Source organism: Amycolatopsis anabasis (genome assembly GCF_009765355.1).
GTDB classification, from domain to species: domain Bacteria; phylum Actinomycetota; class Actinomycetes; order Mycobacteriales; family Pseudonocardiaceae; genus Amycolatopsis; species Amycolatopsis anabasis.
In genome coordinates, this window is sequence record NZ_VTHK01000028.1 from 103,597 (window position 1) to 129,809 (window position 26,213).

Here is a 26,213-nt window from a genome sequence, read left to right on the forward strand (position 1 = left end):
CTTCAGTCGCTACCGCACCGAGCCCCGGCGTCAGAACGGCGCCTGGGCGACCTGACTGGTGCAGGCGCTACCGCAGGTGGTGTTGCCGCAGTTGTCCTCGGTGTCACACGACATCTTGGCCAGCGGCAGGCTGTCCTCGATCACGCGTAGATCGAGGGCGAACTCGTCGCCAACCTCGGCAGCGGGCCGAGGCATGACGGCTTGAGTCATAGCGATCACTCTCCTCTCGGTAGTTAATCCTGATTACCCTGACCAGCGGCGGTGGCCGCTGCCGGCCAGGAGACCGTGATGCGGTGGTGCCGCTTGTCGATGACCAAGCCCTCCGACAGCCGCTCGTCCGGGGTGTCGGCTGGCCAGACAGCGAAGGACGGGCCGGGACCTCGGCGTTGCTCCCGATCCCAGATACGCACCTGCTCGGCCATCGCCTCGGCCAGCACCGCGGCATTCGGGCCGAACGCGTGCGCGCCGAACTCGGAGATACCCGGCCCGGCACGCCGGGTCGTCACGTAGGCGACCGAGCCACCGTCGACGGCCGCCAGGTCGAACCACTGGTGACCCTCATCAACCAACACGGCGCGCTGGTCGGGGTCGGCGCGCAGGCGACCGAAACCGGGAAACACCGTGGCGAGCCAGAGTTGCAGCGTGTCGAACGACTCCCTACCCCCCACCGTCACCCCCGACCACACCTCGGCACGGGGCGTGTCCAGAACACCGTCCAGCGCGGGGGCCTGCTCACCCGGCCAGCCGTCGTCGAACCGGAGCCCAACCTTCTCGCCGCGCAGCGGCAGCAACTGCTCGCGATTGGCACCGACTCCCTGCATCTTGACGAAGCCGCAGATCATGGCCGACCGGCTCACCAGACGGTCGCCCTCGCGCTCGAGCGCCAGGGAACGGGTCAGCCCGCGCATCCGCAAGGGAACAACGATCCGGCCGCCCGGCGCGAGCTGGTCGATCCAGGCCGGTGGAATATCCCAGGCGCCGACGGTGACGATGATCCGGTCAAACGGCGCGTATTCAGCCGCCCCGTTCTCGGCGTCAGCGCAGACGACGTTCACACGCGCATAGCCAGCCGCGTCCAGTAGACGGCTGGCACGGTCGGTCACCTCGGGGTCGATGTCCACTGTGGTGACCTGTCCCTCGGGACCGGCGAGCCAGCTCATCATCGCGGCGTTGACACCACCGGATCCGATCTCCAACGCGGTCATGCCCGGTTGGATGTCGGCCTGCTCCAGCATGAACGCCTGCAGCTCCGGCGCGGACACCGTGCTGATCGCCACGCCCTGCTCGTCCCGCTTCATGTGCACGGCGGCCGTGGCGGAGTAGACCTCCTCCAGCGAGGCGCCACGGGTGAACCAATCCCGGTGCACCGCACGGAAGACCTCAGCGACCCGATCGCTGCGGATCGCCCCCATCTCGCGCAGCGTGCTGATCATCGCCTCGCGCAACGACTCCGCCTGCTGGGCCTCGGAGATCTCAGCGCTCGACGGTCGGACTGTGCTCATGCAGTTATCCTTTTCAGGCATAGATTTTTTAGGCATTGGTTGTTGATGAAACGGCGACTGCCGACCAGATGTGGTGCGCGGTAGAGCCGCACTCACCGGCCAACCTCCGTAGCGTTCTGGCTTCTCGCGGCCGTCACCGCCTGCGGCCAGCAGATCGAGATCCGGCTGCGCGGTTTATCGACGACGCGTCCCCCAGGAAGCAGCCGGTCGTCGGGAGTGCCGCTCGGGCAAACGCGGAATTGCGGCCCAGGGCCGCCCCGGTGGTCACGCGCCCAGATCCGCAGCTGCCCGGCAACGACCTCGGCGAGTTCAGCGGCGTTTGGCCCGAAGGCGTGGACACCGAACTCCACCTCCTGGTCGTCGGCCGTACTGCGGGTGGTGACGTAGGCGAGGGTGCCGCCGGAGACGGTACCCACCGCAGCGATATGCCGGCCTGGCGGGCAGATCAGGCCAGTGTCGCGCTCGCGGTCCACCACGACCCGGCCAAAACCGGGCAGCGCCGTCGCCAGCCACATCTGCGTGGTGGCCCACGGCTCGAACCGCCCGATGGTGGCCCCGCTCCACACCTCCACGCGTGGAGTGTCCAGGGCTCGTTCCAGCACGCTCGGATCAACGGGGAACTCAGCCGGGGGCACGTCGTCGAGGTGCACGCTGACTTCGCCACCGCGCAGGACCAGCCGCGTGCTCTCGTGCGCTCCGGCGCCCTGCAGCGGCACGAACCCGAACAACGTCGCCGACCGGCTGACCAAGCACCCGCCGGTCTTCTCGAACGCGATCGTGCGCGACAAGCCCAGCACCGACAACGGCACCAGCAGGCACCCACCCTCGGCCAGCTGATCGACCCAGGCGGGCGGGATCTCCCAGGCACCTGCGGTGACCAGGATCCCGTCGTACGGGGCGTACTCAGGCACTCCGCCGTCGGCGTCGGCGAGCACGACCTGCACCCGCGAATACCCGGCTTCGTCGAGCAGTCGGCGGGCCCGGTCGGTGATGTCGGGGTCGATGTCGACCGTCGTGACCTGACCGGTGTGACCGACCAGTTCGGCCATCAGCGCGGCGTTGCAGCCGCCGGAACCGACCTCCAGAACGCGCATCCCCGCGCCAATCTCCGCTTGTTGGAGCATATGTGCCTGCAACTGCGGCGCCGACACCGAACTGGTCGCGTTACCGTTCGCATCGCGCTTGGTCACCACCGGCCGATGCGGGTGATACACCTCGTCCAGGCCAACCTCCGGAGCAAACAGCTCCCGAGGAACCTTCCGCATCGCCGCCTCGATCGACGCCGAGGTAATCGTGCCCTCGGCGACGAGATCGTCGACTACCTTGTCGCGCGCCCGGCGCGCGCGAGCAGAGTTTCCGGGTTCGTCGTCGATGGTTGTGTCAGTCACAAAGTGTTCTTTCCTTGCGGTCGTTCGCTGGAAGCCGTCGGCCTCGTGGGGACATCGTGGAGGTCTTGACATATCGTATCGGCGTGATCACGCTCCGAAGATCGGTTCGGCGGACTCCATTTCGGTGATCTCCTAGGCGGCAATGCCCCGCGGCTCGCTGCCCGGGTGCGAAGACCCAGTTGACGCTGTGCGGACGGTTCAACCGCGCCGCGAAAGTCGTGCGGTTTCGCGCGTAGCCATGTCCGGCCTTGCGAGCGCCTCAATGGCGCTCCGTCGGCGGGTCCTCGGCTCCACAGGGGTGGCGTGATCTCCGCACCGTTGAGCCTCGCGCTCCGGCGAGTGATCGACCAGACCATCCGCTACCCGTGTCGCTGGTCACCGACCGCAGTGCTGGACATATCCTGGACAGGTGGTGTCCAGCGCTGCACTCTCCGTTGCGGAGGTCACGGAGGGTCTCAAACGCCTGCGACAAGGGCATGGGCTGGCGCGCCCGACCGCGCTACTCACCGCGTTTCCCGATCGTGTGCGGGAGCAGCTCGCGCGCGGCGACGTGAGCGAACCTGGTTCGGTGGAGGAGGTCCGGAAGCTCGTGTCGGTGCTGCGCCGCGCGATCGACGACCTTGCCGACGACGAGCGTCTCCACGTCGAGGTTGACTTCAACCTCGTCCCCGAGCACCGCTACCCCACCCTGACCGAGCGACAGGAGTCGTTGGCACGCTTGCGGAAATGCGCGGCGAAGACCGTACGCCGGCACGCCGACCGCGCGCTGGACACACTGGCGTATGTGCTCCTGAGCGCCGAGCCACTCACGGTGTCCCAGGACCGCGGCGCCGCAGCGCCGCCAGGTGGAGACCAGGCTCGGGCGGTCGGGCGGTCCGCGCCGTGGTGGGAGGATCTTCGGGCGTTCTGGCGTCTCTCCGGTGAAGCGCGGGTGGACATCGTGTGCTCGGAGATCCCGGAGAACGAACGCCCCGAGTACGCCTCGCCGGCCGATCGCAATTACCTGCGCTACGCCAAGTTCGCCGACCTCGACACGCTGATGTACCTCCGGACCCGATTCGCGCAGCTGGCGCCGACGGTGACCATCCGGGACTTCGCTCCCTCGGAGTACTACGACACGCAAGCCGATGTGCTCGTCGTGGTCGGCGGGCCGCCCTGGAACGCGACCTACCGCGAGTTCCTGCCGCAGTTGCCGTTCTACTTCGAGCCCCATCCGCTCGGGGAAGACGACCCCCTGGTCGTGCCCGACCTGCACGGGTTGACCCTGGGCCCGCGGTGGACCGAACGGCAGGAACTGCTCGAGGACCTGGCGGTGTTCACCCGCCTCACCCTCGCCCACGGCACCACCGTGTTCCTGCTCGGCGGCTGTTTGACCCTCGGCGTGCTCGGCGCCGCCCGCTGCCTGCTCGAAGCCGAACGCGGGGCGCGCAGCGTCGGCTACCTCACCGAGCAGGTCGGCGATGACGACTTCGTCCTGGTGACCGAAGCCCGGCGCGTCGGCGGGATCACCGACGTGGCCGATTTGACGATGGTCCACCCGCTGTTGCTGCTCGCCCGGCGCAACAACAACCCGTTCCGCGTGGCAGTCGACAACACCGACCGCTACCTCGGCCTCCGCCCCGCATGAGGACACCGCATCCGGTGATCACCGCCTCCGACATCCGCGGTTACGTGGTCAACCTGCCCCGACGGCCAGACCGCCGCGCCTGGATCGAGCGGTCCCTTCCCGCAGACCTCGCGGTCACGGTCACCTCTGACTGGACCGGCCCCTTCGACGGCCATGCCCTGTCCTGCACGATGCTCGAAACCGCAGGGTACAAGCTGTTTCCCTGGCAAATCGACTCCGACAACCCGTGGTGGAGCCGCCCGCTGAAGTACGGGGAGATCGGCTGCACGCTCGCGCACCTGGCCTGCTGGCGGCACGCCGCCGGCACCGGGACCGAGCCGTTCGTGCTGATGCTCGAAGACGACGCGGTCCTGGGCCCCGCCTTCCTGGACGAGCTGCTGCGCGGGCTGGAACGCCTCATTTCTCAGACCTGGTTCGACCTGCTCTACCTGGGCCGCTACCCCCTGGAACCCGACCAGTCCGCGCTGCCGGGATTCCTCTCACCCGGCTACAGCCATTGCACCTTCGGCTATCTGCTCACCCGGCCCGCGCTCGACATCCTCCTGGCCACCCAGCTCGAGCATGCCCTCGTGCCGGTCGACGAGTTCCTGCCCGCGCTCTACCTCGCCCACCCGCGCCCCGACCTGCGCGCCCGGTTCCCCCGGCAGCTCACCGCGTTCGCCTTCGACCCGCCCCTGGTCGGCCAACGTCCCAAGGACGAGGCCGGCAGCGACACCGAAGACTCCGCCTTCGTCGATCCCTGACACTCAGGTTCGCTGCGCCGCGCCTGTACCGAGCGCGGCGGTGGTCACGGTGTCCGCGAGCTGGGCATCGACTGCCAGTGCTGGAGCAGGCCGCGCAGACGGCGGCCCGGCCATTCCACTGCGGGGGTGTGGATGTTCACGCCGGTCACGACATGCTCCGGTGGCACATCCTTGGTCACCACCGCGCCGGCGGCCACGTAACTGCGGGGCCCGATCCGGACCCCGCCCACCACGCGGGCCCCGTAGCCGACCACGGAGTCCGGCTCGATCACCGGCGGCTCCTCGTCGGCACCCCACCAGCCCTCGTGCGGGCGGGTGTACTCGTGCACCAGCTCGCCCATCACGGTGGAGCGCTCCCCGATCGTGGTGCCGTCGCACACGAACCCGGCCACGCACGCGTCCGCGCCGACCGTGACGCGATCGCACACGTACGCCCCGTACACCATCCGGGTCCGCTCGCCGATCGTGCTGTTGTAGCCGATGCGCACCCGGTCCTCGATCACGCAGCCCGCGCCGATCCGGACCCCTTCGTAGACCACGACCTGGTTGGCCACCAGGCACTCCGGCCCGATCGACACCGGGTCGCCGATCAGCACCGACCCCGGCTTGCGTTGTTCATCCCGTAGGCGCGCCTCCTTCGGATAGCCGAAGACGCACTGCTCGCCCACGACGCTGCTGTCGTCGATGTGGACCGGCGCGTACAGCGAGGTGATGTTCACGCCTGCCCCTGATCGCTGCCCGCCAGCCAGGCGACGGTGACGGCGATCGCCTCGTCTTCACGCTCCCGCGTGTCGAAACCGTGGTCCGAACCGCGGATGGTGTGAAAGTCCGTGTCCGGTTTGACCGCGGCGGCTTGCCGGGCGATCTCGTAGGAGACCGCAGTGTCCCGGTCACCGTGCACGACGCACGTGGGAACGTTGCTCGCGGTCAAGGTGTCCAGCGGCCGGTAGCGGGCGAACTCCTCGAACATCACGCGCCCGAGTTCGAACTCATCATCAACTACCAAGAAGCCCTGCGTGGACAACAACTTCTGCTGATCGGGACCGTAGTTTTCCTTGCCCCACGGCAATTCGGGATGGACAAACGTCCGCTGCAGGTCCAGTAAGGGATTCCACAACACCAGCCGGTCGAGGCGCTCACCCAGCCACGGCAAGGACAGCGACGTCGGCACCGCCCCGAAACTCGACGCCACGATGGACAACGAACCGGGGAACCGATCGGCCACGTACTCCACCGCGGCCTGCAGATCGAGCATCTCCCCAGCGATCGTCGCGCCCCGCTGCGTGCCGCCGCTCCCGCCATGCCCCCGGAACGAGAACCGCAGCACGGTAAAGCCGACGTCCGCGAGCCGGTCGGCGAGCCGGACGAACATCCCGCCCTCGGTCATGTTCGCGTTGATCCCGTGAGCCTGGATGACCGTGCCGCGCTCACCCCGCTCACCAGCCAGGTGTACCGCCGCCTCCAGCCGCAGGCCATCGATCGACGTCAACTCAACCCGGTGCATAACTCACTGCTCCCTCGCCACGCTTCATCGCGATCACGGGAATTCGGCCCCTCTCCAGTCTCGGTGACCATGCCGCGCTGCTGATCATCCTCGGATTGGTGCCCGCGCGGCAGCCCGAGGGGACATCACCCGGCTAGGGCGACGGATTACGGGCCTGTTGCCGGTCGGCTAGCTCAGCGGCGCGGGTGTGCCCAAGCGGGCCAGGAGCTGGTGCGGAAGCGTGCCATGTGCGGGTCGAACCGGTCGTGCGCCCACTCGGCCGGGTCGTCGAGCGCAAGCCAGCGAACCCCATGCGCCTCGCGCGGGTCGGCCTCGATCCGCATGTTCTGGTCGCCGGCAAGCACGAACCAGAACGTCACGTCGGTGTGGCTGTGCTCGCCCCGGGTCTTCACCACGGTCAAGAACAGCGGTTCGTTACCGAACCGGGGATGGAACTCGCCCTTGAACCGCAGTTCCTCGGTCGTCTCCGGTATTCCCCCGATTTGAGTCCTGAGTCGGCACTTGTGGCTGGTGACCGTGTGGGTGTCACACGAGTCGGGCGAGATTGTCCCGGTGGGTCGCTGGCGGTGTGACTCTTGCCGTATGGCCTTCGCATCCCGAGCACAGCGTGCTGCCGTGACGACCGTCGCCGTTCTGACTGCTGCCGGGGGTTTTCCGGCTGTCCCCGCGGCGGCGCAGACGCGTGGACCGGAGGTGGCGGCGCCGGTGATGACGACGTTCGACCGGCCGGGCCGGGATCTGACGTTCACGGTGCCCGCAGGGGTCACCGAGGTCACCGCGGAGCTGGTCAGTGGCGGCGCCGGTGGAAGCGCAGGCTCCACCAGCCTCCAGGGCCGCGGTGGTTATGGCGGGGGTGGGGGCGGAGGCTCCGCCACCGCGGTCTGCCAGCTGAAGGTCAAGCCCGGACAGGTCCTCGAGATCTACGTCGGGGGCGGAGGCAAAGGTGGCGGCGCCTACGACGCGCATGGCAACCCTGGCTTCAAGCCGGATTATGACTCCAGCATCTTCTCCCTCGGCTGGAAGTCCTTCCAGGGCTCCACCGAGGATCGCCGCCTGCTAGGGGACGTATGGGCGGAAGGTGGATGGCCCTCACCCAAGGCCAACGTGGCCGGCAGACGCTTCCCGCCAGGAGCAGGCGGCGGCGGCGCGGGTTGTTCCTGGTTTGATCGCGCGCAGCCACTGGTCCGGCTCCTAGGACACGCACTATTCCCAACAGCGGCACCAGCGGCCCCGACGACGTATGCGGGTAAGGCGGGCAGTTGGGCTCAGGTGGGCACCGATACCGCTGGAGGAACGGGCGGCGCTGGCGGCGCGGCCGGTTCCGTTCCCCCCTCGTGCCCGGCCCAGGCGGGCAGGGGAGGTCAGGGAGGCAACGGCGCCGCCCCCGGCGCGACACTCGGCACGAGCGGCTCCAACGGCCATACCGGCTGCATCGTCATCACCTACACCCCATCCCGATGAACCTGCCCCGGGGGCTGAGAGCCTGCGCCAGTATTGATCACCGCGTCGCGGCCGGTTCACACGTTGGTGGGGAACCCGCGGGATAAGGGGGCTGTGCGGGCGGTGGGCGGATCAGACTGTGCCGGTGACTTCCAGTGCCTTTTCCAGTGGGGTATTCGGACCGAGTGCACCCGCCCGTCCGCGGATCCCGCTGGTCCGGACGGCTTCCTGGTACCAGCCGTGATCGCCGTCGTCGCAGGTCTCGATCAACCACGTTGGCTACGGCCCGTCGCCGTCGTGACCATCGCAGCCACGCCGGAGCGCGTTCTCGCAGTGAGCTGGAGCAGTTCCATCCATGCCCGACCGTCTGGTTTCCGGGCGCCGATCAGTGATGAAGGAGAGTCCGACCGATGAGCAGCGAACGACAGACACGAGGACTCGACCACAGCCGGCCCGAGCAGCAGCGCCGCCCGGCGGGCGTTCCCGCGCGAGTACGACGCGGTATCAGCGTCGTGGCCGCCGCTGCGGCTCTCACCGTCGTCGCAGGGGAAGCCGCCGCGGCCACCGCTCGGGGCTCGCAACCGAGCCCCGAGCCGGGCTGTACCGCTCCCTCAGGCAAACAGCCGAACGGCAAACAATGGCCCGCCGAACCCCCCATGGTGATCGATCCCGGCGCTAAGTACACCGCGAGGCTGAGGAGCACCTGTGGCACGGTGACCATCAAACTGGATGCCGCCCGCGCTCCGCGCACGGTCAACTCCTTCGTGTTTCTCGCGAATGAGCAGTATTTCGACCACACCGAGTGCCACCGGCTCACCACCGAAATAATCTTCTTGTTGCAGTGCGGCGACCCGACAGGAACCGGAAGCGGTGGCCCCGGCTACCGATTCCCGGATGAGAACCTGGCCGGCGCTACTTACCCCGCCGGGACCGTCGCCATGGCCAGCACGGGACCGGACACCAGCGGCAGCCAATTCTTCCTCGTCTACCAAGACAGCCCGTTGCCCCCGAAGTACACCCCGTTCGGCCACGTGACCGGCGGCCTGAACGTACTGCGAAACATCGCTGCCCACGGTACCCGGGACGGTTCCGATGATGGTGCCCCCGCCGCAGAGGTGGTCCTCAACTCGGTCACCACTGCACAGAGCTGACCGGAACCGACTCCGGTGAGAGTTTACGCGCTGAGAGGCTCATATCCCCGAGTGAGTCCTGAGTGGACGATGGACTGCCGGTGCTGCTGGGTGCAAGGGTGCGCGGTGGAGTCGCCGAGGGTGTGACCGCTGGTTCCGGTTGGCTGCGCAGTGTTACCACTCGACCGTGACGGCTTTTCATGCGTTTCCCTGATCGACCCAGCGGTCTCGCGGCTCCGAGAATCGGCGAGGTCGGCGTGAACGCGGCGATGGTTCATGACTGCAGGGAGCTGGTTGGTGATGGGACGTAGTGTGGTGCGCGCGGCGGTGGTGACGGTGGTGGCAGCCGTGTCGATGCAGGTCGCACCGGCAGCAGCGGCCACGGTGGAGGTGCCCTGCACCGGCACGGTCGGGGACGCGGGCAAGTTGGCGGCGGCGGTCAAAGCGGTCAAGCCCGGTACTCCGACCACCATCGAACTGAAACCGGGCTGTGAATACAACATGAAGGGCAAGCCGGCGCTGGAGAGCCGCAAGGGGATGCGGCTCACGATCGAGGGGCGGGAGGCGACCATCGCCGATCCCAAGCTAGTGGTGCGCCCCGGTGGAGAACTGACTGTGCGCGGGTTGACGCTGCGCGGGGAGCCGCGGAACGCCCGAGAAACCGGCAACGCCATCGTGAACATTGGTGGCACGGTCGCCGTGGACCGCAGCACCGTCAAGGACTTCTCCCCCACAGGGGGCGGCATCATCCACCAGGTACCGAGAGCGGGCGGCAGGCTGACCGTGACCCACAGCACGATCCGTGACAACACCTCTTCATCAGACTCTGACAGTGGAGGAGCAGCGCTGGGAGCAGCTATCACCGTTCAGAGTGGTAACGCCACCATCGACTCCAGCATCATCAGCGACAACCACACCAGGGGCGCCACTGGCGGCATCGTCATTGGCGAAAGCGCCGTCGGCACCATTAAGGACAGCACCATCACCAACAACGGTGATGACCGCGGTATCGCCGGCGGCATCTTCGTCGGATCTTCCGCCACGGTGACCGGCAGCAAGATCACCAACAACAAGGCCAAGCATGGAGGTGGGATCTCCAACCGCGGTGGCACGACGACCGTGCAGAACAGCGTCATCGCCAACAATTCCGCCGCCGAAACAGGTGGTGGAATCTTTCACTGGGCGGGCACCGTCAGCATCGACGGCCAGAGCAAGATCGCTGGCAACACCGCCCGGGACGGCGGGGGGATCGGCCAGCACGATACCAACAGCAAGTCCGCGCTCAAGATCCACCAAAGCTGGGTCTCCGGCAACACCGCCGAACACCTGGGCGGCGGGATGTACCTGACCAACAGCTACAACACCGCTACCTACGAACTGTCGCAACTGTGGCTGGTGAACAACACAGCAGGTAAAGACGGCGGCGGGATCTACGCCGACACCTCGCGCCCCTTCGACAAGACCTTCATCGAAGAGTGGAAAGGCAACAAACCCAACCTCTGCGCCGGCAATCGCGGCCCCCTCTGCGAGGACTAACCGCACCCCACCCAACGCGACCCGGTCGGCGAGGTTTCACCGTCGTGGAGGACTGGGCTTTTTGTGGGTATCGTGCTTGACTCGACTCATGCCCACAAAAAGCCCAGTCGAGGACGAGGTAGTCGCCGCGGTCGGGCGGCTGCTGCGCCGCGGGTTGCCGGTCACCCCGGCCGCCGCGGAGCCGGTGCTGCTCGAGTTGCGCGGGGTCATCGCGCGGGCGGTGGATCCCGCCGACGAGGCCAGCCGCACCGCGGCGTTGGACGGCACGCTGCGCGGGCTGCTGGCCCGCTTCCCGGACCCCCGGTACGCCCCGGCGGCGCGGGCGCTGTTCGGGCTACCGCCGGCCGAGCCGGGCCAGAACCTCACGGTGCGCCGCGACCGGGCCGCGGCCGAGGCGGGGCACGAGGTGCACCACTTCCGCAAGCGGGTCGAGCCCAAGCTGATCGAGAAGGTCGAGTGGGAACTGCTCGCGGACTCCGACCGGTTCACCCGCTCCCCGCTCATCGCTCCGAGGCTGGCGCCGGCCACGACCCGGCAGCCGGTGCAGGCCGACCCGTTCGCGTGGGAGGTCGCCGAGCACGAGGAGCAGCTGTGCCGGTTGTGGTCGGCGCTCTACGCCGCCCGCGCCGAACTCCTGGCCGTGGAGCGGCTGATCAGCCTCCAGGCCGACCGGATCGACATCGGCCACACCGCCGTGACCGCGGCCTGGCGGTGGGCCGCCGCTCGCGCCGAGGCGATCGGCTACACCGCCGCGTTCGCGCCCGGCGCGGAGGTGTCGGTGGACCAGCTGCTCGCGCTGGCCGGGTGGACTCCGGCGCTCACCGAGGCGCAGGCGTCCCGGCTGACCGAGGCCGCCGCGGGCGGCGTCAGCCGCGAGCAATTCGTCGCGGCCCTGCACGGCGAGACCGGCCTGGGCAACACATGGGTGGACGGGTTCGTCGCCCGGCCTGCCGAAGAGAACACCTGCGAGCAGAACGGATCGTTTACGTGATCACCACCAATTCCGCGCTGGCCGCCGCGATCGAGACAGCGGCCTCCGGCGAGCCGCGGCGGTACGTCATCACCGGTGGCCCCTCCTCAGGCAAGGACGACCTGATCGCCGCCGTACACGCCGCCGGGATCCCGTGCATGACCGAGGAACCCGGTCGGGAGATCTACCGCAAGCACCGCGAACGGCTGGGCCGTCACCTGCGGCGGGAAGATCGGCGCGAGTACTCGCTGGAGGTCCTCTCCGCGTTCATCGCCGAGTACACCGGACATAAGCACGGCATCCGCTTCTACAACCGCGGCATCCCCGACAGCTACGGCTGGGAAGCGTTCTTCGGCCTCCGCCCGACCCAGCAGCTAGAGGAGGCCACGAGGCTGTACCGGTATGACGCGATCTTCGTGCTGGACCCGCTGGACACCTTCGAGGATCCCGACGACATCGTGTGGGCCAAGGAGCGCGAGATCCGCCGGGTGCACGAGCTGATCGTGCAGGGCTACTACGACGCCGGCTACGAACCCGTCTTCGTCGCCCCCGATGCCGCCGCGGCCCGGCTGGACTTCATCTGCGCCAACCTGCGCCTGCCCAAACCCAGCCGAGGAGCGTGATGGCGTTGTCCCGCAACGGAAAACCGGGGTTGCTGGTCTCGCCGAACAGCGTGTTGGCCAACGCGTTGCTGCGCTCGATCGACCTGCTGCGGCCCCGGGTGCTGACGGCGCGGCCGGGCCGGATCGAGTTCGTGGTGGGCACCCAGATCAACGGCGCCCCGCACCTGGGCACGAACCTGGTGCAGACCGCGGCGTTCCTGCTCGCGAAGACCGCCCGGCGGGAGTTCTCCATCGACACCCGCGTCCGGTTCGCCGCCCTGGACAACGCCCCGTATGACGTGGTGCTCGACCCCGAGACTCACCACGCCTACCAGCAGACCTACTTCCACGCGCTGGGCAAGGACGGCATCGGCGAGCTGATCGAGCGCTACTACCAGGCGTTCTTCGCCTCGGTGTCCGAGGCCACCGACACCGACTACGCCGTGGAGACCTACACCGACCAGCAAGCCACCCCCGGGTTCCGGGCCGAGTTCCTGCGCACCCTCGAACGACTGGAGGCCATCCGCTGGTGGATGGCACCCTCGCACGGCGTCGTGCACGTCCGCATCCCCTGCCCTGAGTGCGGGTGGGCGGAGAAACGCGCCGACCGCACCAAACTCGCCCACCTCGACGAGGACGGCGCCACCTTCACCGCGGTCTGCCTCGACCACGGCGATTACGAGGCGCACATCGACCCCGAAGACGACGCGCCCTACCTCGACCTCGCCACGCTGTACCGGAACCTGGTCAAGGAACGCGTCCTCGGCCGCGACCCCGACGTGCTGCACGTGATGATCAAAGGCGGGGACTGGACCTTCGGCTGCCAGCTCGTCGACGGCGCACTCGGCGCCCTGGACACCCCGCCGACGCACATGCCGATCCGGGTCTTCACCCCGCAGGTGCTCGCCCCCACCGGGGCGAAACTGTCGAAATCCCTGCTGCGCGAACGCGGCCCCGATGCCCTGCCCGCAGATGTCGAGCCGTGGATGCTCGACACCACCGCCTGGCCCGGCAGCATCAACAACTACGTCGACGCCCTGGTGTGGCTGGTCGGCGAGCTGCTGACCGACCCCAAGCACTTCTTCCGCTCGTTCACCGTCAAGGAACTAGGCCGCCTCATGACCGTCCGCCCCGCCGAACCCGCCGTCCGCGCCCACGAAATGGGCATCTACAAACGCTACTTCGACCTCATCGCCCAGGGCAAGAAGACCACCGAGGTCCGGGTCAACGACTCCAGCCGCCGCAAGATCAAACAAGGCTCGCTGATCCGGTTCCGCTGCCAAGGCGACGCCGTGCTGACCAGGGTCACCCGCGTGAACCGGTACGAATCCTTCGAGGAGATGTTCGACCACGAGCCGATCGCCTCGGTCAACCCGCTGGCCACCCGCGCCGAGCAGCTGGCCAACATCCGGCAGATCTATCCGCCTGCGCGGGAGGCCCTCGGCGTGGTCGCGATCGGCATCGAGCTGGTGGATCCGCCCCGGCCCGCCTGAACCCGCGCCCGGCGACGGCCTGATTGGTCCGGCAGCCGGACGCCGGCCCCCGGCCGAGTCCGCCAGAATTTCCCGTACTGCCACCACCGTGAAAACGAAAGGGACGGGACACCCCCGATGCCCAGCGACACCCCGCCCGCCGTCCCCGCGTCGGGCCTGGCCGAGGCGACCGCCGAGCGGCTCCGCGCGAACCTGGACAAGCCGAGTCCGGCCCGGATCTACGACTACCTGCTGGGCGGGCACAACCACTACGCCATCGACCGCGAGTTCGGGGACCGGCAGCGGCAGCTCATGCCCGACATCGTGCGGGCGATGAAGGCCAACCGCGCGTTCCTCGGCCGCGTGGTCCGATACGCGGTGGAGGCGGGCATCCGGCAGTTCGTCGACATCGGCTCCGGCCTACCCACCGTGGGCCAGGTGCACGAGATCGCCGACCAGGCCGCCCCCGGGCAGTGCCGGGTGGTCTACATCGACAACGAGCCGATCGCCTACGCCCACGCCGAAGCGCTGCTCGGCCGGAACGCGGACCCGGACCGGCACCACGCGCTCTACGCGGACCTGCTCGAGTACGTCGACCTGTGGACCCAGGTGTCCCAGATCAACGGGATCGACCCGCAGGAGCCGACGTGCCTGCTCGTGGTCGCGCTGCTGCACTTCATCACCCCCGAGCAGGCGCCGGAGAACGCGCTGGAGTTCCTGCGCGGCTGCCTGCCACCAGGCAGCCTGCTGGCGATGAGCCACGGATGCGACGAGCTGGACGACCCCGGCATCCAGGAAGTGGTCCGCAACTACTCCAAGGAATCCACCACTCAAACCTGCCTGCGCACCCGGGCGGAGTTCACCGCGTTCTTCGGTGACTTCGAACTCGTCGACCCCGGTGTGGTGTGGGTGCCGCAATGGCGACCGGACGGCAACGACAAGCCGTGGAAGGGTTCCCCGGCCACCTCCCGATACCTGGCCGGCCTCGCGCGGAAACCCGCCCCGCCCACGCCAATCTGAGCATCGGCGGGCAGGTCACCCCTCGGGGCGAGGCACGGTGCCGTCCGGGGTGTCGTGGCCGAACACCTTCCAGCCGCCCTCGATGTCGTGCTCCAGGTCGTAGCTCATGTCGTCGCGCAGCAGCCACGGCCGCGCTCGGCCGCCGGTGGAGTGGTCGGTCAGCAGCACCGGATCCTCGGCGGCGGTGAGCAACTGCCACCGCCGGACGCCGCGTTCGGACTCGATCTCGCGGGTCAGCAGCAGCGCCTCGACGCTGTAGGTGACCGGAAACGCCGGGAGCGCCCGGACCCACAGTTCCGGCGCCTCCGGCGTGCGCAGGATCAGATACCGCCGCCGGGCGTGCCAGATCAGCGGCACCGCCTCCGGGTTCTGCTCGCCCTCGCCCAGCTCGGCCAGCACCGCCCCGGCCGCCGCGGTCTCGGCTCCCATCCAGCCCAGCGGGACGCCCTCGCGCTGGCATTCGCCCGCTACGTAGGAGCGCCACTGCGGGAACACCTCGTCGAACGCGGTGACCATCTCCAGCCGCTGCATCGTGCGGTCGGCCGGATCAGGGGTGTCCGGGTCGGGCTCGATCGTCGTCACGACCGTCCACAGTAGAGCGCGGCCCCCGGCGCCACGACCGAGCGACACCGAACTCGGCACGATCGGGTGTCACGAGGCAACGCCGGGGAACAGGGCGCGGGGTTCGAGGTCCAGCCGGGTGGTCGGCACCGCGTCGGGCGGGTTGAGATCGAGCACCAGGTCGCCCAGGCGGCGGATGGTGTGCTGGATGTAGGCCGTGATCGTCGCGAGGTCGTCGGGGTCGACCGGATGGCCTTCGGCGGCGAGCTGGTTGGCCGCGTCGGTGATGTCCAGAGCGGTCGAGTAGATCGCGCAGTTGGCCATCAGCTCGTTGAATTTGACCACCCGCTCCTGGTACTCGGGATCGTTGTGGCCGATGAGCGCCCCGCCGACCATCAGCCAGTCCGAGTAGCCGTGAAACGCCTCGGCCTTGTTGGTGATCGCGGTGATCTGCTCCCGCAGCTCGGGTTCGGACAGGTACCGCAGCAGCGTGATCGTGCGGATCACCCGCCCGAGTTCACGGAACGCCCGGTACAGCCGGTTCTTCCGCGAATGGTTGCCCAGCCGCCGCAGCAGCGTCACCGACGAGACCCGGCCCTCCCGGATGGAGATGCTGGTGCGCAGCAGGTCCGTCCAGTGCTTCTCGATCAGGGCCGTCCGCAAGGTGCGCCCGTTCGGTCCGGCTGGCCCGGTGCGGTTATTTCCGGCCTCGTTTGGGGGATGGGAGCGGATCGCGGTCCTGCGGGCGGTGTCGGTCCGGCTAGTCTCACGCCTTTCGTGGTGTCACCGAAAGGGATGACGGAGGGGGCGGGCGGTGTGGCACGGCTGACCTAGGTGTTCGTGCCGGTCGACGGGCGCCTGCTGGTGCGCGAGGTCGACGAGGGCCTGGAGCAGCACGAGTGAGGAGCGTTGCAGGCCGGGCTGCTGGCCGCGGTGAGCCGCGATGTCGATCCGCATCCCCAGCGGACGAACGGGTCGCCTTGCCCGGCGGGCTGTGGGCGCGGATGGCCGACGGGATCACGCACTAACAAGGCAGCACCGAGGGAACATCCCAGCCGAATTCATCGAAGGACCGCCCCTGCTGAAGATTGGCAAGCGCCCGAGGGACAAAGTCGAGCACGTCATCAGGCAGGTCGTCAGGCGCGAACCAGCTTCTCCGGGGTTCATCCCTGTTGCGCCCACGGTTCTCGCTGGCAGTAACCCTATTTGTGGGGTGATTGTGGTGCAACAGGTGTCGTGAAACGGGGGATGCTGATAGATGCGGACTCATGCGAGTAGGTGCTCGCCGTCGTTGCCACCGAGTAGGAAGGTGAACCGGTCGATGTCGGTGCCGAGTGCGGCCGCGTCGTAGCCCGGGGTGCCGACGAACCGGGCAAAGGAGGCTTTGGTCTGGTCGTCGGCGGTGATCCAGTCCTTGTTGAACTGGGGGCGCGAGTAGCAGCGGTACAGGATCCCCCGTTAGGGCCCTAAGCCCTGGTCGTGGTGGCGCGGGGCTGGGTCGATCAGCGGCGCGGTTGCCTGCTCGGGCGTGGCGGTCAGCTGGTTCTGTTCTCGTCGGCGTTCACGAGCGGCCCGCGGTGGGCAGATCGGGGCGCCCAGGCAGGCCCTGATCAGGGGTCCCCCGATCCGGTGGAAACGGCTTAGCCGCCCGAGCTGCCGCCCAGACTGGGACTGGGCCAATCCGGAGCGAAGGAGTCGAACGATGTCGGAGCGGGGCAACGTCCTGAGGCGCGTGGGTTTTCCGGCCCGAGCCATCGCCATGGTCGGCGCCCTCCCGCTGGCCGCGGCCGGGCTGTTCGCGGCTCCCGCACCGGTGGCCGATGCTCAAGACGTCGATCTGGTCTGCGTCACCACGTTCCAGTTCAACTTCGCCCCGCCGCTGGACTTCAACACCGTCGGCGCCGACACCGTGGCCACGATCGCGAGCTGTCGTTCTCCCAACGGCAGTCAGCCGCAGCTGAAGTCGGCCCAGGTGAACGGCACGCCTGGAGCACTAGCCGAGGGCTGCGCCCCGGCGCCGTTGCACGTCGGCGGCGAGGCAACCTTCGAGTGGAACACCGGGCGCACCAGCACGATCGAGTTCGTGGTCAGCACCGACCCCGCCAGCGGAGATCTCGGGCTGTCGGCCAGCATCGACAGCGGTGTGATGGCCGGGGACACCATCACCGCCGTCCCCGTGATCGTCACCCAAGACGGCCTGTGCGGTTCGGGTGGCGTGCGGAGCTTCACGGCGAACACTGCCGCCTTGACCTTCACACACTGAGAGAACCGGCCGCAGTTGTCCGAGCCTGGACGCGACCGAGGACATCGCTGCGGCGGGTGACCGGCCGTAGCGAGCTCAACTACGAACGCGCCAACGCCGCCTGCCTCCGCGCCCGGCACTACGTCCGGCTCGACCGTGGCGAACATGCCGCAGCCGCAGTCCTCGAGCCCACTGGTCCACGTCGCGGGTGACTGGTTCTGGCCGTTGCGCTACCCGGCGGGCTGGATCACCAGATCGATGCGGTCGTCGTCGGGCCAGGTGACCTGAACCTCGCCGCGCGCGGTCTTGTAGGTGCCGGTGCCGCCGACGATCGCTCCGGTGCCCTTCCGCGGGAAGGGCCCGAACCGGTTGAAAACCCGCTGATAGTGGATCTCGCCGCCTTTCAGCCGAAGCACCACGTCGGCGGCGACCACGGGCCCGTCGAGCGTGAGGTCGACGACGGCGCACGATGCCACGGCGTCACCGGCATCAGCACCGGCCTCGTCGAACAGGTCGAGCGTCGCAATGTAAGGCGAACCCAGCGACGGAACGGCAGGCAACGTGATCTGCGTGCGGCGTGCGGTGAGCTTGAGGGGCTGGTGGATCCGTGGCGCGGCGGCGGCGGGGCTGGTGCCCGCGAGGGTCAGCCCGGCCACACCGAGGCCGAGCGCGGCGAGATGCTGGCGACGCGTTGTCATGAACACTCCCTGGGTCGGGGTTCAACGGCGAATGGGGCATCCGGGCCGTCCGCAACCGCCACGCCACGACGTCGGCGGTAGACACCGCTCCAGCCCAGGACCTGGAAACCGATTCCCCTACTCACCTTGGTGATCGCGCCCATCGATCAGCAAGGACGACGACACCTCCGAGTGAACGGAACCCCTCGGTCGGCGCACGGCGAGTCCGACCGCACCCTCCGAGAGTTCGGAAACAAGCAACCCGGCGTCGACTGCGCGGGCGCCCTCACACAACTCAGTGTGCAGGTTCGCCGCGGCCGCCTCCCGACACTCCGACACCAGCCGTGCCAGGACGCTCACACCCGGCAGCAGTACCTGCTTCTCCCGCCCCCACATGACAGATCTTCGCCGCATGACACAGAAACGCCCGGACGCCCACCAGGACGCCTGCGATCCTGGCGGGGCCACGCACCGGTTCAGCGCCCGGCCCGGCCAGCACCAGCGTCGCGCCCTGGGCCGGGGGCTCCAGGCCCGTCAGTTCCCGGGGCGCGAACCGCAGCCACGTGATGAACAACGACAAGTCCTCCACCGCTGCTCGCCAGTCTCGTGCCGTCCGCCCACACCACCGCAGGTAGAGCGCCACGGCGCTCGCGTACGACTTGGTGGTCAGCTCAGCCTGATCCCGCCCGAATCGCACATGCCGCAGGAACGCATCCGCGACCTCGACAACGGCCAACTGCTCATCTAGCACCGTCCAGTACTTCTCCCCGGACGGCAGCACCACTGGAAACGCTCGCAACGCGCCTCTCCGCTTCTCTCGATGTGCAACATGACACAACAAGAACCTCAGCCCTGGAGACGCGAAGTGAACACCACTTGATCTCTAAGCCGCGCAACATGGAACAACACTGTGCGAACCCTGGAGAATCCACACCAACTCAGTGCACTTATGAGGCTCGCAAACATGTGGGTTGCCCACCCACCTGCTGACCGAGAAGTAAAAGTCGACCCGCGGCTCGGCAGAGCGACGAAACATCACTCCCGCCGGAACCAGATCGTTCGCATCAATGCCGACTCCGATCTCCTCCGCAGTCTCCCGCACTGCGCATTCAGTGACTTTCTCGCCCAAGTCCACGTGGCCAGCAACAAAAGCCAACCTGTTCCGGCCGTAGTCGGTGCCGTCCCTCCTCATCAGCAGCACGTGGCCGCTTGCAGGGTCGATCACTATGACATGGGCAGCTACCGGGTATCGATCGTGCTGGGTGTCCCGGATGAACTTGTCGACCACACTTCTCCTGTCTCAGATCGAGGCGTCACGGCGCCACTGCAAGCCATGGCCGGATGCCGACAACATCAAACCCGACAACCCACTTGCCTAATGAACCCCGGGCACAGCCACAAGCCCGCTTTCACGTGGTCCACCAGCAGGACGGTGCGCCGTGCCTCGTCGAGCAAGGCGGAGTAGACGCACAGGTGCTTGTCCGGCGTGGCCGGACGGGCGATCCGGAACAGCGGCGCCCCCGATTCCACCCAGCTCAATGTGGTGGTCTGGTCGTGTGCCGCGTGCTCGTCGAGCGGGATCACTACTGCCACCAGGTCGCGGACCACCGCGTGCGGATCCCGATTTGCCACCGTCATCGTCAAAGCCCTCCAGGACGAGCCTGCTCCGGTCCGCGGCTACTGCTCGCAGCAGCGGGTCTGCGAGCGCCTTTGAGCGCGAAGGGACGTTAACAGCATGCTCGCCCGATCTCTCGGAGCCCACGCCGAACCTGCCCTGCATCAGATCGAACAGATGTGCGATCAATGCCAGCTGTTGTGATCGGGTCCGCCAGAGTGAGGAGGGGCATGGCTGTCCGGTTGGTGCACAGGCAATGGTGGCCGCACGAGTTGCGCTTCGGTGACCGGGCGGGTGCGGTGGCATATGCGGATCGCTATGGCGGCGGGCTCGCCCGGTGGGACATCGTCCCGGCCTTCCCGGACGCGCCGAGGTTGGGGGAAACCCGGGCGCGGCGGGCGATTACGCCTGCATCCGGCCGCTAGGTCACCAGCGCGCGGCCCCGTCGACCAGTTTGGCGGTGTGGTCTTCGGCGTCGTGCGGGAAGGGCTCCCGGCGGGCGGCTTCGCCGCGATCGACGCGGACTCCTTCCAGCGCAGCACGCGTCTGCTAACTGGTTGACCGGGAGCAGAGCAGCCCACGTGTCGTTTTAGGACTGAAACGTTGGAGATATGGAATGCCTCCGCTTATGTGTCACGCTGCCAACTTCATGTGCAGTCGATGACCGGCTGGACCACCAGCTCGTCGGTCCGCCGCTATCGAGGAAACCGGTCAGCGGCGGAACCCTCGTTTGGGGTCCCGGGTGGGGACGTTGCCGAATTCGCCGAACCAGCCCTCCACTTCGTCGTCGGATAAGGCGTCCGGGTGGTGAAGCAGGACCTCGTAGTCCTTGTCCTGGAACAGGTAGTCCTGCAAGGCGAACCAGTCGTAGTCGAACCGTGAGGCGGGCAGCCTGGCTTCCCAGGTGGCGACGAGTTCGGGTTCGTCGTGGTGGCGGCGTTCGGCGTCCTGGATGGCGAGGTCGAGCGCGACCTCTTCAGCCGTGCAGGCCGGCGCGGGCCAGCGCCCTTCGTGTAGATCGGTGGCGAGGTCGTCGAAGGCGCGGGCGTAGCGGCGCAGGAACCAGGCATCCTGCCCGGCCACGCACGTCGGCACCGCGCCAAGCGGGCTCGGCTTTCCGCTGGAGCGGTCTTCGGTGTCCTCGGCAGCGTCGTAGACCTCGTCGCCGAGCACGGCCAGCGCCTGCTCGAGCGCCGCGGCAGTGCGCGGGGTGATCACAACCGGCAGACATGTCTCGCACCCGCCATCGGCGCATTCTTCACAGTTCTGGCAGTCGTCCTGGCAGTCACCACAGGTTTCACACAGGCCGGGGCAGTTCGTGGTAGGGAACAGCTCCGGCCCACGCTCGGTCGGTGAGGGCAGCGCAGCGACCAGCCTCAGCGACTCCTGCGCGTCGCCGACGGTCCGCAGACTCGGTAGCAGGCGGCTCACTGCTGTGCGCACGTCGTCTCGTGTGCCGTCGAGGACCGCATTGATCTGCCGGTCGGCGGTGTATTGCCCGCGGAGGACTCCGTTGAGCGCGTCGGCCAGCACAGTGGCCGACGGCCCGTCCGGCAGGTCGGCTACGGTCTCGGCTTCGACGCCGTCGCCCCGAACACGCAGGCCGAGCACTCGATGCCCGGAGGTGGTGTGCTCGGGCACAAAGGCCAGAAAGGCATCGTGGTCGTCACTGGGCATGGCCTGCCCCTTCCTCGATGGAGCGGCGCTAGCCTTCCACACCTGGCGGGATGTCGCCGACCCTGTGCACGGCGCAGGACACGAACGAGTACCTGCGCGTCAAATTCGATAGGACCCACCAACTAGGTGACGGAAAACCAGAGCGGACCGCGCTCCTGGCTGTACCAGTCCGCTCCTATTCGTACAGCACCACGGCGGTCAGGTGTTAGACCCGCGGATTCGGCGCCAGCGGCTGCGTGTGTGATCGATCGGTATGCCTGTCCTGTGCGGGTGCCCGGCGGCCGATCTGATCGGTAACCAGCCCGAATCATGTCGCTCTGGTGGCGAGGGAACTGATTCGGGCTCGTAAGGGGCCAGCGGACGAAGGCGAATTTCTTGCTGTGTCATGGCCTCGACGCTGCCATATCGTCGAAGGCCCCAGGGCTCCGTTCGGCGATCTGTGGATAACTTGCAGGGCACTCGGATTCTCACCATCCGGTTGCTGGGACCGGTCCGGGGCGAGGCCGTGGCTGCGGTACGAGCGGAGAGCAACGTCTTGGCCTGCGGTCCAGGTCATTCGTGTTGTTAGGGTCAACTTGTATCGCGGGAAGGTGGCGTCTGTGGCCAAAGACAGAAAGCGCAAGGCGGATGGTCTGGCGAAGGAACTGCGCCGCCGAGAACAAAGCCGGAGGACTGCGGCCTCGACGTCGGCCCCCGCACGCCAGCCCGACTCCGGCGGCGCGCTAGATGAACGCCTCGCGACGGCCACGCGCGTCGACGCCTGTAGCGTCGCTTGGTCTCGTCGGGGACGTTGATAACCTCGGCTCCTTGTCTGTTGCTTGCCGGAGGCCGTGACCCCATGCTTGACCGCGCCACGATCGACGCGTTATTCCCGCCGGACCTGCCCGACCCTGGGCACTGGGAGCAGCGTTACCCTCCGCGTCAGCTTCCGGAGGGCGCCAAGTTGACTCGGCTGGGTCCTTCACCCACGGGCTTTGTGCACGTGGGCGTGATCTATGTGGCGATGACCGACCGGGATGTAGCGCACCGGTCCGGCGGCCGGTTCCTGGTTCGGGTCGAGGACACCGACCAGTCCCGGGAGGTTGAGGGCGCGTTGGCCCAGTTCGACCGGGCCTTCGCGTACTTTGGGACGACTCCGGATGAGGACGACAGCACCGGTGCCTACGGCCCGTACCGGCAGTCGCAGCGGTCGGACATCTACCTCTCCTATGCGCGGGAGCTGCTGCGTGAGGGCAAGGCGTATCTGTGCTTCGCCACGGCGGAGGAAGTGGCCGATATCCGGCAGCGGCAGCAGGAGCAGAAGGTGCCGACTGGCTACTACGGTCGGTGGGCGTTATGGCGTGATGCGGACCAGGCGGACGTGCAGGCCAAGCTGGCAGCTGGCGCGCCGTACGTGGTGCGGTTTCGCTCTCCCGGCCGGATCGGTGCGCGCGCCGAGTTCACCGATGCCATTCGCGGCCCGCTGTCCGCTGAGGACAACTACAACGACGTGGTGGTGCTCAAGTCGTCGAGTAACGCGGTCCGGCTGCCCACCTATCATTTCGCGCATGCGGTGGACGATCATCTGATGCGGGTCAATCTCGTGATCCGGGGTGAGGAGTGGCTGTCTTCGGTGCCGATGCACCTGCAACTGTTTACGGCGTTGGGCTTCGAGCCACCCACCTACGCGCATATCGCCCTGTTGATGAAGCAGATCCCTGGTGGCAAGCGGAAGCTGTCCAAGCGCAAGGACCCCGAGGCCAGCGTCGACCATTACATTCAGGCCGGTTACCCGGCCGAGGCGGTGTTGTACTACCTGCGGGGTCTGGCCAACGGTCGGCTGGCCGAGATGCCGCTGGCCGACGCGCTGGCCGCGCCGATCAACCTCGCCGAGCTCGGCGGCGCTGGCCCGCTGGTGGACTTGGTGAAGCTGGAGGACATCAGCGCCGACCACATCGCCACGCTGAGCGGGCAGCAGATCCTCGATGCGCTGCGCCCCTGGGCTGCCGAGTTCGACCCAGAACTGGCATCGGTGCTGGCCAAGGAACCGGAGCAGGCGCTGTCCGCGTTGGCTGTCGAGCGGGAGGGGGTCGCGAATCCGCGTAAGGACTTGCGGAAGTGGTCGGACTTCCGCGGCGCCTACGGGTTCTTCTTTCCGGCCCTGTTCACCCTGGTCGGTCCGGACGACGAGCGGCTGCGCGGCCTGCCGACGGACCTGGTGCGCACGTTTGCGCAGCAGTTCGTCGATGGCTATCAGGACCTCACTGATCCGCAGGAGTGGTTCAACGAGATCCGGGATCTGGCTGCGAAGCACGGGTTCGCGCCGAACGCGAAGGAGTACAAGCGCAACCCGGACGCTTACCCGGGTTCCATCCGCGAGGCGTCGCAGGTGTTCCGGGTGGCGTTGACCGGGTCTACCCGCAGTCCCGACTTGTTTAGCGTGGCCAGGGCGCTGGGCCGCGACGAGGTGCTGCGCCGGGTTGGCGCGCTCACCCGCTGAGTGTGGCGGGCGCGCCTCTTCAGTGATCGGCGACGAGCCGAGCCACCCGGCCGTCCTGGCCGGCGGCCCAGCAGGAGCCGTCCTGGGCGGTGCGTACGGTGTCGAAACCGGGGCCAGGTAGCGGCGCCCAGGTCTGGCGGTCGTCCACCGACAGGTCGCTCCCGCTCGGGCCCACCGTCAGGTAGGCGTGCCCGGTCCAGGTCGCGCCGGACCGGTAGGCGGGTAGCGCGGTGTTGGTGATCGTCTGTCAGCTGTGCCCGCCGTCCTCGGTGGCGGCGAGTGATTGCCCTGGCCGTGACTGGTCGTGGTAGTCGCCGCCGACCGCGATTCCGTACGTCTGGTCGCGGAAGGCGAGCGCGAAGATGCCAGCGTCGGGCACCGCGCGTATCGAGGTGTCCGCGGCCGACCAGTGCACCCCGGCATCGGCGGAGCGGAAGACCCGCGCGCGACCACCGCCGCAGGTGCCGAACCAATAGGAAGGCGGATACGCTCGGCGCAACGACAACGTCGGATTGGCGCGGCCAGGATTCCGCCGCTGACAAAAGTCGTGCCACCGGCACCGGCGTCGCCGATGATGTTGTCTCCCTCTCCAGGGCCGACCGGAGCTTGTCCCGCGCCAACGTGAAGGGCGGGGTTGCAGGAACCGCTTGCTGCCGGGTTGCGCCGTTGCGCGTGATGCGGAGCGTGGCGCGGTGTGGCGGCGCTTTGAGTCCGGCCTGGGGTTTCTAGACTTCGGTGGATGTTGCGTCCTGGAAGCTGGACTGAGCCAGCGGGTGTGAGTCCCGTCCCGGTAGGTACTGGAGCGCCGGGTAGCAGGCCCCGGTTCGTCATCGAGAGGTGGCGGGCTGAGCGGGGTGTCAAGAGCCTCTTTGGAGGGAGCAAGCGCGCGGGCTGCAGCGTTAAGCGAATCTTGCAGCCTCGTCAAAGTCACAATGGAGGAGCCGAGCCGCTCATTTCACGGCGAAGGCCATGCTTGGCGGGCCTTGTTCCAGGGTCAGCTCGTCGAGTCCTTCCGGGGTACGGAGAGTGGCACGTGCGCACGGTTTGGTTCGGAACAGGAGAGGCCCGTCTGCCTGGCCTACGTCGGGCAAAGACCGGATGTATAAGCCGATGGTGAAGTCGTTCGGAGGGCAGCGGGAGTCCGATGGGGTCGTAGTACCGGAGATCGGCGTGCAACAGAACGCGTCGGGAGGGAAGGGCCCCAACTTTGATCACGCTTGGGAAGCGGGTAAGCGTCAGGGCATGACCGGGGCAGTCCGGTCCAACAACCCCGGCAAGCCATCGCTTGTCGTAGCTGGGGAGCGGTTGATGCCGCGTCCGGTGAAGGTGCGAGAACTGCAACGCAAGCTATGGGCTGCGGCCAAGCAGTCTTCGGGTCGGCGTTTCCACGCTCTGTATGACCGTGTCCATAGGGGTGACGTCCTGTGGGAGGCGTGGGAACGGGTGCGTGCGAATAAGGGCGCGGCCGGGGTGGATCGCATCACTCTGGCGGCGGTGGAGACCTATGGCGTGGACCGCATGTTGCGTGAGTTGCGCGATGATCTCCAGGTAGGTCGGTATCGTCCCTCGCCTGCGCGGCGGGTGGACATTCCGAAACCACAGGGCGGTAAGCGACCGTTGGGTATCCCCACGGTCCGGGACCGGGTGGCTCAGCAGGCGACCAAGCTCGTGTTGGAACCGATCTTCGAGGCGGACTTTGCGCCGTGCTCGTATGGGTTCCGGCCGAAGCGGTCGGCGACGCAGGCGATGGAACGGCTCCGGGTCGGGTTCATCGAGGGGGCCACCCATGTCGTGGAGTTCGATATCCGCGATTTCTTCGGCACGATCGATCACCAGCGGATGCTGGAATTGGTGGGTCGGAGGGTGTCGGACCGGCGGGTGCTCAAGCTACTGCGATTGTGGCTGCAAGCAGGAGTGATGGCCGATGGTGAGGTGGCGCGGACGGTTGCGGGCACCCCACAAGGCGGGGGTGCGACACGAAAGGTGCACGTTGTGAGTGGATCACGTTGGACGGAGGTTCGGCTGATG

General features: G+C 67.8%; 27 protein-coding genes. 12 read left to right on the top strand and 15 right to left on the bottom strand.

Annotated elements, in window-relative coordinates; translation table 11 throughout:
* Window positions 1-30: 30 nt before the first annotated feature.
* The 3 genes from FXO23_RS31255 to fxlM (FXO23_RS31265) form a co-directional block, all read right to left on the bottom strand.
* On the bottom strand, window positions 31-210 hold the full coding sequence (locus tag FXO23_RS31255) for an FxLD family lanthipeptide (RefSeq protein WP_158889083.1): 180 nt from the start codon (window positions 208-210) through the stop codon (window positions 31-33).
* Between the two features lie 23 nt (window positions 211-233).
* Window positions 234-1,502, bottom strand: coding sequence for a methyltransferase, FxLD system (fxlM, locus tag FXO23_RS31260; RefSeq protein ID WP_158889084.1), 1,269 nt, complete (start codon window positions 1,500-1,502; stop codon window positions 234-236).
* A 92-nt stretch (window positions 1,503-1,594) separates the two neighbouring features.
* Window positions 1,595-2,962 carry a methyltransferase, FxLD system gene (gene fxlM, locus FXO23_RS31265; RefSeq protein WP_158889085.1) on the bottom strand — a complete coding sequence of 456 codons (1,368 nt, stop codon included), beginning with the start codon at window positions 2,960-2,962 and terminating at the stop codon, window positions 1,595-1,597.
* Between the two features lie 496 nt (window positions 2,963-3,458).
* On the opposite strand from fxlM (FXO23_RS31265), the gene FXO23_RS31270 reads away from it, so the two are divergent.
* Together FXO23_RS31270 and FXO23_RS31275 are read left to right on the top strand one after the other, a co-directional pair.
* Complete coding sequence (locus tag FXO23_RS31270) at window positions 3,459-4,517, top strand: hypothetical protein (protein WP_158889086.1); 1,059 nt, start codon at window positions 3,459-3,461, stop codon at window positions 4,515-4,517.
* 14 nt (window positions 4,518-4,531) lie between these two features.
* Window positions 4,532-5,260: a glycosyltransferase family 25 protein gene (locus tag FXO23_RS31275; RefSeq protein WP_158889087.1), complete on the top strand. Its 729-nt coding sequence runs from the start codon at window positions 4,532-4,534 to the stop codon at window positions 5,258-5,260.
* 44 nt (window positions 5,261-5,304) lie between these two features.
* Here the strand turns inward: FXO23_RS31275 and FXO23_RS31280 are convergent, their stop codons facing one another.
* The 3 genes from FXO23_RS31280 to FXO23_RS31290 all read right to left on the bottom strand — a co-directional run bounded on the left by FXO23_RS31280 (window position 5,305) and on the right by FXO23_RS31290 (window position 7,165).
* Window positions 5,305-5,979, bottom strand: a complete 675-nt coding sequence (locus tag FXO23_RS31280) for a DapH/DapD/GlmU-related protein (protein WP_158889088.1) — start codon at window positions 5,977-5,979, stop codon at window positions 5,305-5,307.
* Complete coding sequence (locus tag FXO23_RS31285) at window positions 5,976-6,749, bottom strand: alpha/beta hydrolase (RefSeq protein WP_246258099.1); 774 nt, start codon at window positions 6,747-6,749, stop codon at window positions 5,976-5,978. The genes FXO23_RS31280 and FXO23_RS31285 overlap by 4 nt, the downstream gene beginning before the upstream one ends.
* A gap of 188 nt (window positions 6,750-6,937) precedes the next feature.
* Window positions 6,938-7,165: an NUDIX hydrolase gene (locus FXO23_RS31290; RefSeq protein WP_158889090.1), complete on the bottom strand. Its 228-nt coding sequence runs from the start codon at window positions 7,163-7,165 to the stop codon at window positions 6,938-6,940.
* A 214-nt stretch (window positions 7,166-7,379) separates the two neighbouring features.
* On the opposite strand from FXO23_RS31290, the gene FXO23_RS31295 reads away from it, so the two are divergent.
* The 7 genes from FXO23_RS31295 to FXO23_RS31325 all read left to right on the top strand — a co-directional run bounded on the left by FXO23_RS31295 (window position 7,380) and on the right by FXO23_RS31325 (window position 14,934).
* Window positions 7,380-8,225 (top strand): glycine-rich domain-containing protein, encoded by an 846-nt coding sequence (locus FXO23_RS31295; protein WP_158889091.1) that lies wholly within the window; start codon window positions 7,380-7,382, stop codon window positions 8,223-8,225.
* A 389-nt stretch (window positions 8,226-8,614) separates the two neighbouring features.
* On the top strand, window positions 8,615-9,355 hold the full coding sequence (locus tag FXO23_RS31300) for a peptidylprolyl isomerase (RefSeq protein ID WP_158889092.1): 741 nt from the start codon (window positions 8,615-8,617) through the stop codon (window positions 9,353-9,355).
* A gap of 279 nt (window positions 9,356-9,634) precedes the next feature.
* A complete protein-coding gene (locus tag FXO23_RS31305; RefSeq protein ID WP_158889093.1) occupies window positions 9,635-10,870 on the top strand; it encodes a right-handed parallel beta-helix repeat-containing protein in 1,236 nt (411 codons plus the stop codon).
* 88 nt (window positions 10,871-10,958) lie between these two features.
* Window positions 10,959-11,861: a hypothetical protein gene (locus FXO23_RS31310; RefSeq protein WP_158889094.1), complete on the top strand. Its 903-nt coding sequence runs from the start codon at window positions 10,959-10,961 to the stop codon at window positions 11,859-11,861.
* Window positions 11,858-12,463 carry an AAA family ATPase gene (locus tag FXO23_RS31315; protein ID WP_158889095.1) on the top strand — a complete coding sequence of 202 codons (606 nt, stop codon included), beginning with the start codon at window positions 11,858-11,860 and terminating at the stop codon, window positions 12,461-12,463. The genes FXO23_RS31310 and FXO23_RS31315 overlap by 4 nt, the downstream gene beginning before the upstream one ends.
* On the top strand, window positions 12,463-13,935 hold the full coding sequence (locus FXO23_RS51805) for an ASCH domain-containing protein (RefSeq protein WP_246258101.1): 1,473 nt from the start codon (window positions 12,463-12,465) through the stop codon (window positions 13,933-13,935). The genes FXO23_RS31315 and FXO23_RS51805 overlap by 1 nt, the downstream gene beginning before the upstream one ends.
* A gap of 117 nt (window positions 13,936-14,052) precedes the next feature.
* Complete coding sequence (locus FXO23_RS31325) at window positions 14,053-14,934, top strand: SAM-dependent methyltransferase (RefSeq protein ID WP_158889096.1); 882 nt, start codon at window positions 14,053-14,055, stop codon at window positions 14,932-14,934.
* 15 nt (window positions 14,935-14,949) lie between these two features.
* Here the strand turns inward: FXO23_RS31325 and FXO23_RS31330 are convergent, their stop codons facing one another.
* Both FXO23_RS31330 and FXO23_RS31335 read right to left on the bottom strand, forming a co-directional pair.
* A complete protein-coding gene (locus FXO23_RS31330) occupies window positions 14,950-15,516 on the bottom strand; it encodes a hypothetical protein (protein ID WP_158889097.1) in 567 nt (188 codons plus the stop codon).
* 69 nt (window positions 15,517-15,585) lie between these two features.
* Window positions 15,586-16,158: a transposase gene (locus tag FXO23_RS31335; protein ID WP_246258102.1), complete on the bottom strand. Its 573-nt coding sequence runs from the start codon at window positions 16,156-16,158 to the stop codon at window positions 15,586-15,588.
* A 1,039-nt stretch (window positions 16,159-17,197) separates the two neighbouring features.
* Here FXO23_RS31335 and FXO23_RS31340 point away from each other — a divergent pair.
* Window positions 17,198-17,758 (top strand): hypothetical protein, encoded by a 561-nt coding sequence (locus FXO23_RS31340; RefSeq protein ID WP_158889098.1) that lies wholly within the window; start codon window positions 17,198-17,200, stop codon window positions 17,756-17,758.
* 209 nt (window positions 17,759-17,967) lie between these two features.
* Here FXO23_RS31340 and FXO23_RS31345 read toward each other — a convergent pair whose 3' ends face one another.
* From FXO23_RS31345 to FXO23_RS31365, 5 genes are all read right to left on the bottom strand, one after another.
* A complete protein-coding gene (locus tag FXO23_RS31345; protein WP_158889099.1) occupies window positions 17,968-18,435 on the bottom strand; it encodes a hypothetical protein in 468 nt (155 codons plus the stop codon).
* 274 nt (window positions 18,436-18,709) lie between these two features.
* The gene (locus tag FXO23_RS31350; protein ID WP_218952198.1) at window positions 18,710-19,198 is read right to left on the bottom strand and encodes a hypothetical protein; all 489 of its coding nucleotides are present in this window, start codon (window positions 19,196-19,198) and stop codon (window positions 18,710-18,712) included.
* Between the two features lie 99 nt (window positions 19,199-19,297).
* Entirely contained in the window at window positions 19,298-19,702 is a 405-nt protein-coding gene (locus FXO23_RS31355) for an NUDIX domain-containing protein (RefSeq protein ID WP_158889101.1), read from the bottom strand.
* Window positions 19,703-19,767: 65 nt separating this feature from the next.
* Complete coding sequence (locus tag FXO23_RS31360) at window positions 19,768-20,052, bottom strand: hypothetical protein (RefSeq protein ID WP_158889102.1); 285 nt, start codon at window positions 20,050-20,052, stop codon at window positions 19,768-19,770.
* Between the two features lie 688 nt (window positions 20,053-20,740).
* Entirely contained in the window at window positions 20,741-21,706 is a 966-nt protein-coding gene (locus FXO23_RS31365) for a hypothetical protein (RefSeq protein WP_158889103.1), read from the bottom strand.
* 838 nt (window positions 21,707-22,544) lie between these two features.
* Between FXO23_RS31365 and FXO23_RS31370 the strand changes: the two genes are divergently transcribed.
* On the top strand, window positions 22,545-24,185 hold the full coding sequence (locus FXO23_RS31370) for a glutamate--tRNA ligase (protein WP_158889104.1): 1,641 nt from the start codon (window positions 22,545-22,547) through the stop codon (window positions 24,183-24,185).
* 19 nt (window positions 24,186-24,204) lie between these two features.
* Here the strand turns inward: FXO23_RS31370 and FXO23_RS52335 are convergent, their stop codons facing one another.
* The gene (locus FXO23_RS52335) at window positions 24,205-24,333 is read right to left on the bottom strand and encodes a hypothetical protein (RefSeq protein ID WP_281356640.1); all 129 of its coding nucleotides are present in this window, start codon (window positions 24,331-24,333) and stop codon (window positions 24,205-24,207) included.
* A 99-nt stretch (window positions 24,334-24,432) separates the two neighbouring features.
* On the bottom strand, window positions 24,433-24,690 hold the full coding sequence (locus FXO23_RS31375) for a hypothetical protein (RefSeq protein ID WP_158889105.1): 258 nt from the start codon (window positions 24,688-24,690) through the stop codon (window positions 24,433-24,435).
* Window positions 24,691-25,427: 737 nt separating this feature from the next.
* Here FXO23_RS31375 and FXO23_RS31380 point away from each other — a divergent pair.
* Window positions 25,428-26,213 (top strand): reverse transcriptase domain-containing protein (locus FXO23_RS31380; protein WP_246258105.1); only part of this gene is annotated, 786 nt, incomplete at its 3' end.

Excerpts from the sequence above, each read along its gene's own strand:
- FXO23_RS31325 (WP_158889096.1), top strand. The coding sequence starts at position 14,053 with ATGCCCAGCGACACCCCGCCCGCCGTCCCCGCGTCGGGCCTGGCCGAG.
- FXO23_RS31255 (WP_158889083.1), bottom strand. The coding sequence starts at position 210 with ATGACTCAAGCCGTCATGCCTCGGCCCGCTGCCGAGGTTGGCGACGAG.
- FXO23_RS31370 (WP_158889104.1), top strand. The coding sequence starts at position 22,545 with ATGCTTGACCGCGCCACGATCGACGCGTTATTCCCGCCGGACCTGCCC.
- FXO23_RS51805 (WP_246258101.1), top strand. The coding sequence starts at position 12,463 with ATGGCGTTGTCCCGCAACGGAAAACCGGGGTTGCTGGTCTCGCCGAAC.
- FXO23_RS31300 (WP_158889092.1), top strand. The coding sequence starts at position 8,615 with ATGAGCAGCGAACGACAGACACGAGGACTCGACCACAGCCGGCCCGAG.
- FXO23_RS31360 (WP_158889102.1), bottom strand. The coding sequence starts at position 20,052 with ATGACGGTGGCAAATCGGGATCCGCACGCGGTGGTCCGCGACCTGGTG.
- FXO23_RS31305 (WP_158889093.1), top strand. The coding sequence starts at position 9,635 with ATGGGACGTAGTGTGGTGCGCGCGGCGGTGGTGACGGTGGTGGCAGCC.
- fxlM (WP_158889085.1), bottom strand. The coding sequence starts at position 2,962 with ATGTCAAGACCTCCACGATGTCCCCACGAGGCCGACGGCTTCCAGCGA.
- FXO23_RS31365 (WP_158889103.1), bottom strand. The coding sequence starts at position 21,706 with ATGCCCAGTGACGACCACGATGCCTTTCTGGCCTTTGTGCCCGAGCAC.
- fxlM (WP_158889084.1), bottom strand. The coding sequence starts at position 1,502 with ATGAGCACAGTCCGACCGTCGAGCGCTGAGATCTCCGAGGCCCAGCAG.
- FXO23_RS31310 (WP_158889094.1), top strand. The coding sequence starts at position 10,959 with ATGCCCACAAAAAGCCCAGTCGAGGACGAGGTAGTCGCCGCGGTCGGG.
- FXO23_RS31340 (WP_158889098.1), top strand. The coding sequence starts at position 17,198 with ATGTCGGAGCGGGGCAACGTCCTGAGGCGCGTGGGTTTTCCGGCCCGA.
- FXO23_RS31345 (WP_158889099.1), bottom strand. The coding sequence starts at position 18,435 with ATGACAACGCGTCGCCAGCATCTCGCCGCGCTCGGCCTCGGTGTGGCC.